Genomic DNA, 11,488 nt, shown 5'->3' on the forward strand with positions numbered 1-11,488 from the left:
CCTCCGGGATGATCCCGGAGGGCCTTCTCGACTTGGTAGCGGGGGCAGGATTTGAACCTGCGACCTCTGGGTTATGAGCCCAGCGAGCTACCGAACTGCTCCACCCCGCGTCGGTGTGTGTCTAAAGACTATCCGGGCCGCGGGGCGGACGCAAATCAGCGAACCTACGTGCCTCCCGCCGACGATGCCGGTGACGCCGTTGGTGACGGCGCTCCTGACGAGGTCGTGGCCGTGGGTGTGGCGCTCGGCGAGGCCGAGGCGGAGGCAGACGGCGTGGGCGTGGCGGTGGAGGTCGGGGCGGCGCCCAGGCCTTCCAGCGCCTTCAGGGCGTCCTGCAGCTTCTTCTGGGCGTTGCCGTACGCCACCCAGTCCGGCGGGCTCGCCTGCAGAGCCTTCTGCGCCTCGTTGTAGGCGTTCTGGGCGTTGCTGATCGCCGTCTTCAGGGCGCCGGCGCTCTGGTCGGGTTGTTGCTGAGTGGTGTCGGGGGTTGTCGGCTGTTGTTGCTGGGCGTCGCCGAAGACCTGTTGGAGGGCGATGTCCAGGGTGCGGCCGACGCCGATCTTGCTGCCGAAGGAGACCAGGACGCGTTGCAGGATCGGGTACGGTTCCTGGCCGCCACCCGCCGCGACCTGGATGTAGACCGGTTCGATGTAGACCAGGCCGCCCGCGTACGGGAGCGTCAGCAGGTTGCCGTAGCGGACCGAGGACGCGCCCACCCCCAGGAGGTTCAGTTCACCGGCGAAGCGGCTCTGGAAGGCGTTCTGTGCCTGACCGGGGCCGGGGATCGGGGTGTTGGAGGGCATGCGCAGGATGCGTAGCTTGCCGTAGTTGGGGCCGGCCACCGAGTCGACGGCCATGAAGGCCGCCAGGTTCGGGCCCTGGCGGGGCACGAACGTGGTCGTCAGCGAGAACGTCGGCTGCGCGTTCGCCACCGGCATCGTGGTCGTCAGGTAGTAGGGCGGCTGCTTGTTGTTGCCCTGGCCCTGCGACGGGTCGCTCGGGATGTTCCAGAAGTCCTGGCCGCTGTAGAAGGCCGCGGGGTTGGTGATGTGGTAGCGCGACAGGGTGTAGCGCTGCACCTTGAACAGGTCTTCCGGGTAGCGGACGTGGGCCTGGAGGTCGGCGCTCATCTTGGACTTGGGCTGGATGATGCCCGGGAACGCCTTGCTCCACGTCTTCAGGATCGGGTCCGTCTCGTCCCAGCCGTACAGGGTGACCGTGCCGTCGTAGGCGTCGACGGTGGCCTTGACCGAGTTGCGGATGTAGTTGATCTTGTCCTGCGGCTGCTGGGCGACCACGCGGCGGTCGGTGGCCGTGTCGCGGGTCATGTCGCCCAGGCTCTCGCTCTGCGCGTACGGGTACTCGTTCGAGGTCGTGTACCCGTCGACGATCCAGGTGATGCGCCCGTCCACGATCGACGGGTACGGGTTGCCGTCCAGGGTCAGGAACGGCGCCACCTTCTCGACCCGCTTGCGCGGGTCGCGCTCGTAGAGGATCTTGGAGTTGTCGTTGATGTCGCCCGAGAGCAGGATGTTCTTCTCGCCGTACTTGGCCGCGTAGACGAGCCGGTTGACGAACGAGCCGACCGGGACGCCGCCCTTGCCGGTGTACGTGGTGTTCTTCTGGCCGGTGCCGCCGGTCTCCGGGTAGTCGAGCTCCTGCGGGTTGTTCGGGTTGCCGCCCGCGATGACGTACTCGGAGGACTCGTTCTCGCCGAAGTAGACCCTGGGCTCCTTCAGCTTGGTCGAGTTGACCAGCGGGCCCATGACCGGCATGTCCTTGGCGTCGTAGTCGGGCAGGCCGCCGGCATCGACCTCGTTGCCCGGCGCGGCCACGAACCCGTAGCCGTGGGTGTAGACCAGGGCCTTGTTGATCCAGTTGTTCTGGCCCTCGGGCGGGCCGAGCAGCTCACGCACGCCGACGACGTGGTCGACCTGCTTGCCCGTGGAGTCGGGGTAGCGGTCGACGTCGAGCTGCTGGGCGAAGCCGTAGAAGCCGCGGATGCGCTGGGTCTGCTCGTACGTCGGCGACACCAGCGCCGGGTCGAGCAGCCGGACGCCGGAGACCGAGGCGTCGCCGTCGCTGTCCACCTTGGTCGGGTCGGCCTCGGCCGTGTAGGGCAGGACCTCGCTCTGATCGACCGCGTACGACTGTCTCGTCGCGTCGATGTTGCGCTGGATGAACGGGGTCTCCTTGAGCTGCTGGTTGGGCTTGACCTGGAACTGCTCGACCAGCGCCGGGTAGACGCCGCCGATCAGGATGGCCGAGAGCACGAGCAGGCCGAAGGAGACGCCGGGCAGCATGCCGCCGGGGCGGACGACGCCGGCGAAGAACAGCGCGGCGCAGATCAGCGCGATGATCGCCAGGATGGTCTTGGCGGGCAGCACCGCGTTGACGTCGGTGTAGGAAGCGCCGTGGACGAAGCCCCGGTCGGAGAAGACGAGCCCGTACCGGTCGATGAAGTACGCGATGGCCTTGAGCAGCACGAACACGCCGAGCAGCACCGACAGGTGCGCGCGCGCCGCGCGGGAGGCGTGCACACCCGGGGACTGGAGCCTGAACCCGCCGTAGAGGTAGTGGGTGATCGCCGCCAGGATGATGGAGATGATCACGGCGGTGAACAGGAAGTTCAGGACCATCCGGATGAACGGGTAGTCGAACATGAAGAACGACACGTCCACCCCGAACAGGGCGTCCTTCTTGCCGAACGACTCACCGTTGATGAACTGCAGCCAGGTCTTCCACTGCCCGGCGAAGGACGAGCCCGCGAACAGCGCGAGCAGGCCCATCCCGACGATGAAGATCAGCTTTCGGTGGGGGTCGAGCGCCATGCGGTAGCGGTCGGCGCCGCTGCCCCCGCCGAACATGGCGGGGCCGAACATCGGCCGCACCCGGAACGCCAGCAGCATGTTGCCACCGGCGATGCCGACCATCAGCACCGCTCCGACCAGGAACAGCACGATCTCTGTCAGCAGTCTGCCCGAAAAGACGGACGTGTAGTCGATCGCCGGATCGACCGTGTCGAACCACAAATAGTCGGTATAAATCCCGGAGAAAAGGAAGAACAGCGCCACAATCGCCACAAGTGCGATCGCGACCGGAAGAAGCAGTCGCGGTCGGCGGGGCAAGCGCATCGCCCTGCCGGCTCCTGGGGTCCGGAAGCTCAAGGCCAACCCCTCGTCGTGTTGAACAAACGGTCCGTGGTTGGCAACCTACACCGCAGGGCCAGCCGTACGGCTAACGCACGGCGGGCCCGGGAAGTTTCAGCTCGCGGCACAAGCCGGCACATTGCCTTTGCCGGTGCGCAGCGCGTCGAGCGCCGTGACCGCCTCGTGCAACGTCTCGGCCTTCACCAGCCGCAGCCCCTCGGGCACCGCTTTCACGGCCTCGGCGCAGTTGCCTGCGGGGGTGAGGAACACCGTCGCGCCCGACTTTCGCGCCCCGACCATCTTCTGCGCGATGCCGCCGATGGGCCCGACCTCGCCGGACGGGTCGATCGTGCCGGTGCCCGCGATGGCCTTGCCGCCGGTGATCTCACCGGGGGTCAGCTTGTCGAGTATGCCGAGCGAGAACATCAGCCCGGCGCTCGGCCCGCCGACGTCGCCCACGTTGATCTCCACCTTGAACGGGAACTTGTAGCTCTCCTGCATGCTCACGCCCACGGCGGTCTTGCCCGTGCCGCCGACCACCGTCCCGACGGTGACGTCCGTCTTGTCCTTGCCCCTGACGACGGTGAACGTCACGTTCTCGCCGGGCTTGTGGGCCGTGACGGCGTCGCTCACGCTCTCGAAGTCGGTGACCGGCTTGCCGTCGACCGCGCTGATCTCGTCGCCCTTGCGCAGTTTGCCGTCGGCGGGCTTGCCCTTCTCCGTCGAGGCGACCGAGACGACCTTGCCGAACGGGATCTTCAGCTCGGTCAGCGCGGCCGCCGTGGCGAAGTCCTGGGAGTTGGTCATCTCGACCGTGTTCTCCTCCTCGACCTGCTTCGGGGTGCGCGACCTGGGGAAGATCGTCTCCTCGGGGACGACCGCGACGGTCGGGTCCACCCAGCCGCGCAACGCGGTCAGCAGGTCGATCTTGCTGCCGGGACCGCCCTGGTAGGCCACGGTGACCAGGCTCAGCGCGCCGGTGGTCGGATATGTCTCCCGGCCGCTGATCGTGATCACCGGCTTCTTCTCGACCTCGCCGATGGTGTTCTCCGTCGGGCCGGGACTCAGCACGACGTACGGCACGCGCATCAGAGCGCCCCCGATGCCGAACCCCAGCACGAGAAAGCCCGCAACCAGCAGGGTCAAGGCGCGTCGAGACATGGTAACGAGCTTATTCGCAGGCGCCGACCCACTCGGCCGACCCGTCGCCGAACGTCTGGTGTTTCCAGATCGGGACCTGCGACTTCAGGTCGTCGATCAGCCGGCGGGAGGCCTTGAACGCCTCGTCCCTGTGCGGGCAGGCCACCGCCACGATCACGGCCGTGTCGCCCAGCTCCAGGTCACCGACCCGGTGCACGGCGGCGAGCGCGGTCACGGGGAAGTCGGCGGCCACCTTCTCCGCCACCCGGCGCAGCTCGTCGAGCGCCGAGGGGTGCGCCGAGTAGGAGAGCCTGGTCACGGCCTTGCCGTGGTCCTGCTCCCGTACGGTGCCGACGAAGATCGTGGTGCCTCCCGCGGCGTGGTCTCCCACGGCGGCCAGCACCTCGTCCACCGACAGCGAAGTGTCACGAATCCCGAGCAACCGGATGACGTCCACGAAAAGAGCCTACAGATTCATTGTCTGCGCTTCTTGCGCACCTGCCGCACGATCGCCGCGGTGCCGATGACGGCGACGGTGGCGCCCGCCGCGGTGAGCGTGGCCTCCTTGACCGGCAGCCGCCTGCCGACCACGGTGGTCCTGTTCTCGCGCAGCTCCAGGAGCTGCTCGAACGCGGCCTCGTTGGTCCAGGACGGCTTCCAGCCCGCCTCGCGCAGCCCGGTGCAGTCGACCACCCACGGATAGACGACGTAGTGCAGGTCGGTGGCGGGCGCCGGCGTGATGCCCAGCCTGTGCAGGCGCTGCGCCGTGCCGAACGTCAGGCCCGCGGGCAGCTCGAAGCGCCGCAGCCCGGACAGCTCCTCCACCTGCTCCTGCTCCAGCCAGCCGTCGCAGCCCACGGCGACCACGCCGGTCACCACGCCGCGCGCGGCCAGCTCCAGCGCCGAGACCAGGTCGTCCACGTGGCAGAACTGCCAGCGCGGCGAGCATCCCTTGATCGTGAGCAACCTGGGCGACTCGAAATGACGGGTGATGACCGTGTCCACGCCGGGGCCGACCACGGCCGCCGGCCTCAGCACGGTGACCTCCAGGCCGGGGTGGGTCCGGGCGGACCTGCGTACGAGGGCCTCGATCTCCAGGTAGTCGCCCACGACGCCGGTGTCGGGCTCGGCCGCGACGGGGCCGTCCTCGGGCAGCGGCACGTCGTTCTCGGGCGCGGCGCCGTACACCATCGCGCTGGTGACGAGCACCACACGCCGCACGCGCGCGGCCGCGCTGGCGGTGAGCACCGTTTGCGCAGCTCGCAGATTGTACGCGCGCCGCTCGGACGGGTCGGCGTCGACGGCGTAGTCACCCGCGAGGTGGACCAGGACGTCGATGTCGGAGATGCGGTTCGCCAAGAGCGGATCTCGTACGTCGATCACCCTCCACGTGGCTTCCTGGACGTCGCCGCGCTCCTCGTCAATGGCCACCACCCTGCGGAAATCCGCGGAGGATACGAGCCTTGCGAGCAGCTCGCGGCCTATGCCGGAGGCCGCCCCGGTGATGGCGACGACGGGTTGGCGCGGGCGTTTCGAGGTAGGCACCAGGTCCTCACTTTGCACTGATCCGCCGTAGGACGACTAACGTGGCGGATGTGGACTCCTCCATCCTGCACGAGGTAGAGCGGTGACTGACCTGCCAGGTCGCGAAAACGACCCCAACGAGAACCCGTTCGCCATGTTCGGCAACCCTGAGCAGATGGCTCAGGCGATGCGCCAGTTCGCCGACATGCTGTCGGCGCCGCAGGGCTCAGGCCCTGTCAACTGGGACATGGCCAAGAACATCGCCCGCCACGCGGTGGTCGCCGAGGGCGATCCCAGCGTGATGGAGGGCGAACGCCGCCAGATCGTGGAGGCGTTGAGCCTGGCCGATCTGTGGCTGAACGAGGCGACGACGCTGCCGAGCGGCGTGTCCAACCCGCAGGCGTGGAGCCGATCCGAGTGGATCGAGAACACTGTCCCGGTTTGGCGCACGCTCTGCGAGCCGATCGCCGCCCGCATGGTGGAGACCATGGGCGGCGCGCTCGGCGGCGCCGGGCTGCCTCCGGAGGCCCAGCAGATGGCCGGGCCGCTGATGGGCATGCTGAAGCAGATGGGCGGCATGATGGTCGGCCAGCAGATCGGCCAGGCGCTCGGGTCGCTCGCCCGCGAGGTGATCGGCACCACCGACATCGGCCTGCCGCTGTCGGACACTGCGGCGCTGCTGCCCGGCGGCGTCGCGTCGTTCAGCAAGGGCCTTGAGCACCCCGCCGACGAGATCAGGCTGTACCTGGGGCTGCGCGAGGCCGCGCACCACCGGCTGTTCCAGCACGTGCCGTGGCTGCGGGCCAACCTGCTCGGCGCCGTCGAGGAGTACGCCCGGGGCATCACGGTCGACACCTCGGCGCTCGAGGAGCAGATCCGCGACCTCGACATCAACAACCCCGAGGCGATCCAGGAGGCGCTGAGCGGCGGCGCGCTGCTCAAGCCCGAGGAGACCGAGCGGCAGAAGGCCGCGCTGGCCCGCCTGGAGACGATGCTCGCCCTGGTCGAGGGCTGGGTGGCGACCGTGGTCGACGACGCCGCCGAGGGCAAGCTGCCCTCCGCCGTCGCGCTCGCGGAGACCGTACGGCGCCGTCGCGCGACGGGTGGTCCGGCCGAGCTGACGTTCGGCACGCTCGTCGGCCTGGAGCTGCGGCCCAGGCGGCTGCGCGAGGCGGCCGCGCTGTGGCGGGCGCTGAAGGACGCGCGCGGCGTCGAGGGACGCGACGCGCTGTGGGGCCACCCTGACCTGCTGCCGACGGCCGACGACCTCGACGACCCCCAGGCGTTCATCCTGGGCGAGACGGCCTGGGACATCTCCACGCTGGAGGCCAAGCCGGACGACGAGGACGAGGCGAATTGAGCCTGCGCGATGACGCGGTGAGCGTGCTCACCGCGTGGGCCGCGCCGACACCCGCGGAGGAGGCGCTGCGCACGGAGTTCCTGGAACACGTGCGCACGCACGACGACGCGATGCTGCGCGCCTGCGTGCCCGGTCATCTGACGGCGACGACGGCGGTGCTGTCGCACGACGGCGCCCGGGTGCTGCTGACGCTGCACCCCAAGGCGCGCATGTGGCTGCCGATGGGCGGCCACTGCGAGATCTCCGACAAGTCGCTCGCGGACGTCGCCGTGCGTGAGGCCGTGGAGGAGTCCGGCATTCCCGGCCTGCGGCTTCTGCCGGGGCCGCTGGCCCTGGACAAGCACGAGGTCTGGTGCCATCCCCCGCACAGCTGGCATCTCGACGTCGAGTACGCGGCCGTGGCCCCGGAGGGCGCCGAGGCGGTGATCAGCGCGGAGTCGCTCGACCTGCGCTGGTTCCCCGTGGACGCGATCCCGGAGCTGTCGGACGATGCCACCCGGCGACTCGCCGCGCGGGGCCGGGCCACGCTTACTGCGAATTCACGCGTGTTTGGTTAGAGTCCGCCTCAAATAACGTTCCAAGGGGGACATGTGCGTACGGCGGAGAACCCCGTGGGCGGCACGATCACCACACCCACCCGCAAACGCCGTAAATACACCGGCACCACGCTCACCTGGCTGGCCGTGACCCCCTTCGCGGCCTGGGCGCTGGCCAGGCTGACCGGGCTCGAACGCGGCTCGATCGCCTCCCAGCTCATGACCGCCACACCGTACGCGGCCGCCGGCTCGCTGGTCCCCCTGCTGGTCGCGGCGGTCGCCCGCAAGCGCGTGGCGACGGCGGTGGCGCTGCTCACGACGGCCGCCTTCGGGTTCAGCGTGCTGCCGCGGGCGCTCGGCACGGCGGACGCCACAGCGGGCCGGCCGTTCAAGGTGCTGACCATCAACATGCTGTTCGGGCGGGCCGACCCGCAGGCGATCATGGATCTGGTACGCCGCTTCGACCCCGACGTGCTGAACACCCAGGAACTCACCCCCGCTGGGGTGGAAGGGCTCAACGCGGCCGGGTTGCCGGGCGTGATGCCGTACCAGGTGCTGGAGGCGGAGTGGTCGGCGGGCGGGAGCGGGCTGTGGTCCAAGCATCCGCTCAAGCCGGTGTACGACGTGATCCCGCCTCTGGCGCACAACACGCCCGCGGCGATGATCTCGCTGCCGGGCGGGCGGCCCATCGAGTTCGTGGACGTCCACACCTATCCGCCACTGGGGCGGCAGGTGACGAACTGGGAGGCGGCGCTGGACGCCTTCCCTGCCTCCTCCGATGACACGGTCCAGATCCTGGCCGGCGACTTCAACGCCACGCTGGACCACGCGCCCATGCGGCGGCTGCTGTCGCGCGGCTACAAGGACGCGGCCGACCAGGTGGGAGCCGGGCTGATCCCCACGTGGCCGGCGAACAAGCGGGTGCCGCCGATCATCACGATCGACCACGTGCTGGTGCCCGAGCGAGTGGGGGTCAAGGAGGTCAGCGTGCACACCGTGCCGGGGACCGATCACCGGGCGGTGTTCGCCGAGCTCAGTGTGCCTTGAGGAACTCAATGTGCCTTGAGAAGCTCAGTGCGCCTTGAGCAGGGCCCGCAGGTTGTCCCAGCCTTCCAGGCCGGGGTCGAGGCGGGTCACGTCGTCAGGGGTGCGCAGCCGGTGCCAGCCGGGGCCCGTGGCCACCATGCGGCGGCCGGGGGCCTGGGCGCGCAGGGTCGCGACGAGGTCGGGGTCGTCGAGGTGCGGGTCCACCCATTCCGGCGCGGGAAGGCCGCAGGCCAGCGCCACGGCGCCACCGTCCTCGGCCGGGCATATCGTGATCTGGGCGCGGCCCAGCTCGCGGAACAGCTTGCCGATCAGAAGGGGCGGCAGGTCGGGCGCGTCGGCGCTGACGACCACCGCCTGATCACCCTGGAGCCTTCCGATGACCTGCCGGAGCGGCTCGTCCTCGCCGATCTCGATCACCTCGGTGCCCGGCCAGACGATCTCGTCGAGACCGGGAACGCTGGTGACCAGGACAGGTGTGACGAGTTCGAGCCCGGCGACCAGTTCGTAGGTGTCCTCGGCCATCGCCTCCAGGAACTCGTCCCGGTCCACGCCCTCGGGGGCGGCCTGCGCCATGCTCCGGCGTACGAGGACCGCGACGACGCGGGTCAACATTCCTCCGGCGCGGTGTGCGCGGCGGCCGAGAAACCTTCAAGGAACCCGCGCGCCCGCTCTGCCTTGGGATACTGTTCCACCAGCGCCCAGAACCGGGCGCCGTGGCTGGGTACGAGCAGATGCACGAGCTCGTGGATGATCACGTAGTTGATGACCCACTCGGGGAGCCCCTTGAGCCGGGTCGAGATGCGGATCGTGCCGTTCTCCGGGGTGCACGACCCCCATCGGTGCTGCTGATTGTCCACCCAGCGCACGCTCACGGGCACGGCCTTGCCGTCGAGGTGCTTGGCCGACAGCTCCCTGGCGCGCTCCAGCAGCGCCTCGTCCGTCGGCCTTCTCCTGCGTTCCTTGGCCGCAAGCCGATCGAGCATCCGGCTCACCCATTCATCAGCGTCTTCACCGCTCAGCCAGGCGGGCAGGAGCACGATCGTCTTGTCGCCGTCGCGGTAGGCGGAGACCGTACGCCGGCGACGAGAGCTGCGACGGACCTCGACTGTCTCGGGGGGCACATATGCACGTTAGCCGACACCGGCCGTTTTCCACAGAGGGGCGGACGTTGTTTCTGCTGGTCAGATGATTAAGACCCGGTGAATTTGGGCATGCGCCTTTCCCGATGAGCGGCCAGTCCCTCGGCCATGTCGGCGGAGACCATGGTCACCGGCTGGGCCAAGGACTCCCAGCGCAGCGCGGCTTCCAGGTCCGAATGGTCCTGATTCAAGGCGACTTTGGTGAGCTTGGTGGCTATGGGGGCGTTGTGGGCAATGGTCGCCGCGATGGCCTCAACTTCCGACATGAGGTCATTTTTCAGGAAAGATCGGTTTACCAAACCTTTGGTGGCGGCTTCCTCCCCCAGGACCGTGCGGCCGGTCAGCAGCATCTCCCTCCCCAGCGGGCCTGCCTTGCGAGGCAGCAGGTACGTGGCCGCCATCCCCGGGTGCAGGCCGAGCTTCGTGAACGGGACCATCAGCTTGGCGTCGTCGGCCGCGTACACGAGGTCGCAGGCCAGCGCCACGCACAGCCCCGCGCCGATGGCGGGGCCGTTGACGGCGGCGATCGTCGGGACCTCCAGCTCGGTGACGCTCAGCCAGGTGCGGTAGAAGGCGAGCATGCGGTCGCGCAGCACGGGGACCGGCTCGACGCCGCGCTCGCCGAGCCAGGACAGGTCCCCGCCGGAGGAGAACGCGGTGCCCGCGCCGGTGACGACGACGCAGCGGACCGTCGTGTCCCGTTTGAGCGCCTCGATGGCGTCGCGCCAGGCGGCGGTCATGCCGTCCGTCATCGCGTTGCGCCGGTCGGGGCGGTTGAGGGTGATCAGTACGGTGCCGTCGTCCCGGTGGTCCAGCAGAAGTTCGGTCATGGGGGCGACCGTACAACGGCGTGCCGCCGGGCCAACCATCCGATCCCTGGACACATCGCTACGGACCTGCGGCGAAGTTATCCACAGGCGGAGGCTTAGGCGCTCGGGATCTTGAACCGGCATGGAAGTGTTGCGCGGCATGAGGCCACGTGTGAAACCCGCGCTCCGCCGGATCGCCCGCGACGCGCGCACCCTGCAGCTGGGCGCCCATCCCCTGCGGGCCGTCGTGCTGACCGGCCTGTCCCCGGCGGCCCGCGAATGGGTCGCCGGGCTCGACGGCGTCCGCGACCTCGACCAGGTGCTGCGCGACGGGGCGCGGGCCGGGCTGAGCGAGCCGGAGTGCCGGGCGCTGCTGGAGCGGCTGGCCTCGGAGGGCGTGCTGCACGACGCGAGCGTGCCCCCCGCCCGGCTGTCCCTGGGCGAACGTGATCGCCTGGAGCACGAGCTGGACGCCCTCGACCTCGCCGGCGGATCGGGGGGCTGGGTGGAGGGGTTCGCCCGGCGGCGTCGCTCGCGGGTGCGCGTCTACGGTGCGGGGCGGGTGGGGGCGCAGGTGGTGGCCCTGCTGGCGGGTGGCGGTGTGGGCACCGTCCGGGTCTTCGACCCCGGTCCGGTACGGGCGCGCGACATCACGCCGGGCGGGCTCACGTGGACGGAGCTGGGGTTGAGCCGGGAGGAAGGGGCCGTCGCCGTCGCCCGCCGCCTCACCTCAGGTCAGCCGCCTCGGCCGGGGGGGGGGGGGGGGGGGGGGGGGGGGGGGTCG

General features: G+C 69.6%; 10 protein-coding genes, 1 tRNA gene and 1 pseudogene. 4 read left to right on the forward strand and 8 right to left on the reverse strand.

What is annotated here, in order from left to right; genetic code table 11:
* Positions 1–33: 33 nt before the first annotated feature.
* From KME77_RS07315 to KME77_RS07335, 5 genes are all read right to left on the reverse strand, one after another.
* A tRNA-Met gene (locus KME77_RS07315) sits at positions 34–110 on the reverse strand.
* 54 nt (positions 111–164) lie between these two features.
* On the reverse strand, positions 165–3,134 hold the full coding sequence (locus KME77_RS07320) for a UPF0182 family membrane protein (protein WP_219463244.1): 2,970 nt from the start codon (positions 3,132–3,134) through the stop codon (positions 165–167).
* Between the two features lie 129 nt (positions 3,135–3,263).
* Positions 3,264–4,310 (reverse strand): YlbL family protein, encoded by a 1,047-nt coding sequence (locus tag KME77_RS07325; RefSeq protein WP_219463247.1) that lies wholly within the window; start codon positions 4,308–4,310, stop codon positions 3,264–3,266.
* A 10-nt stretch (positions 4,311–4,320) separates the two neighbouring features.
* A complete protein-coding gene (locus KME77_RS07330; RefSeq protein WP_219463248.1) occupies positions 4,321–4,746 on the reverse strand; it encodes a molybdenum cofactor biosynthesis protein MoaE in 426 nt (141 codons plus the stop codon).
* A 17-nt stretch (positions 4,747–4,763) separates the two neighbouring features.
* Positions 4,764–5,837 carry an NAD-dependent epimerase/dehydratase family protein gene (locus tag KME77_RS07335; protein ID WP_219463258.1) on the reverse strand — a complete coding sequence of 358 codons (1,074 nt, stop codon included), beginning with the start codon at positions 5,835–5,837 and terminating at the stop codon, positions 4,764–4,766.
* A 79-nt stretch (positions 5,838–5,916) separates the two neighbouring features.
* Here KME77_RS07335 and KME77_RS07340 point away from each other — a divergent pair, with 79 nt between their 5' ends.
* From KME77_RS07340 to KME77_RS30220, 3 genes are read left to right on the forward strand one after another with little or no spacing between them, the layout of a single operon-like run.
* Positions 5,917–7,173: a zinc-dependent metalloprotease gene (locus tag KME77_RS07340; RefSeq protein WP_504739322.1), complete on the forward strand. Its 1,257-nt coding sequence runs from the start codon at positions 5,917–5,919 to the stop codon at positions 7,171–7,173.
* On the forward strand, positions 7,170–7,730 hold the full coding sequence (locus KME77_RS07345) for an NUDIX hydrolase (protein ID WP_219463250.1): 561 nt from the start codon (positions 7,170–7,172) through the stop codon (positions 7,728–7,730). The genes KME77_RS07340 and KME77_RS07345 overlap by 4 nt, the downstream gene beginning before the upstream one ends.
* A 33-nt stretch (positions 7,731–7,763) precedes the next feature.
* Positions 7,764–8,756 carry an endonuclease/exonuclease/phosphatase family protein gene (locus KME77_RS30220; protein ID WP_308250600.1) on the forward strand — a complete coding sequence of 331 codons (993 nt, stop codon included), beginning with the start codon at positions 7,764–7,766 and terminating at the stop codon, positions 8,754–8,756.
* Positions 8,757–8,780: 24 nt separating this feature from the next.
* Here KME77_RS30220 and KME77_RS07355 read toward each other — a convergent pair whose 3' ends face one another.
* The 3 genes from KME77_RS07355 to KME77_RS07365 all read right to left on the reverse strand — a co-directional run bounded on the left by KME77_RS07355 (position 8,781) and on the right by KME77_RS07365 (position 10,725).
* Complete coding sequence (locus tag KME77_RS07355) at positions 8,781–9,365, reverse strand: DUF2064 domain-containing protein (RefSeq protein ID WP_219463252.1); 585 nt, start codon at positions 9,363–9,365, stop codon at positions 8,781–8,783.
* Positions 9,362–9,877 (reverse strand): M48 metallopeptidase family protein, encoded by a 516-nt coding sequence (locus KME77_RS07360; protein WP_219463255.1) that lies wholly within the window; start codon positions 9,875–9,877, stop codon positions 9,362–9,364. Before KME77_RS07360 ends, KME77_RS07355 begins: the two co-directional genes overlap by 4 nt.
* A 68-nt stretch (positions 9,878–9,945) precedes the next feature.
* Positions 9,946–10,725, reverse strand: coding sequence for an enoyl-CoA hydratase/isomerase family protein (locus tag KME77_RS07365; protein WP_219463257.1), 780 nt, complete (start codon positions 10,723–10,725; stop codon positions 9,946–9,948).
* 151 nt (positions 10,726–10,876) lie between these two features.
* Between KME77_RS07365 and KME77_RS07370 the strand changes: the two are divergent.
* Positions 10,877–11,488, forward strand: a pseudogene (locus KME77_RS07370) (ThiF family adenylyltransferase); the annotation flags it as partial.

Origin of the sequence: Nonomuraea rhizosphaerae, assembly GCF_019396405.1 — a bacterium.
GTDB classification, from domain to species: Bacteria; Actinomycetota; Actinomycetes; order Streptosporangiales; family Streptosporangiaceae; genus Nonomuraea; species Nonomuraea rhizosphaerae.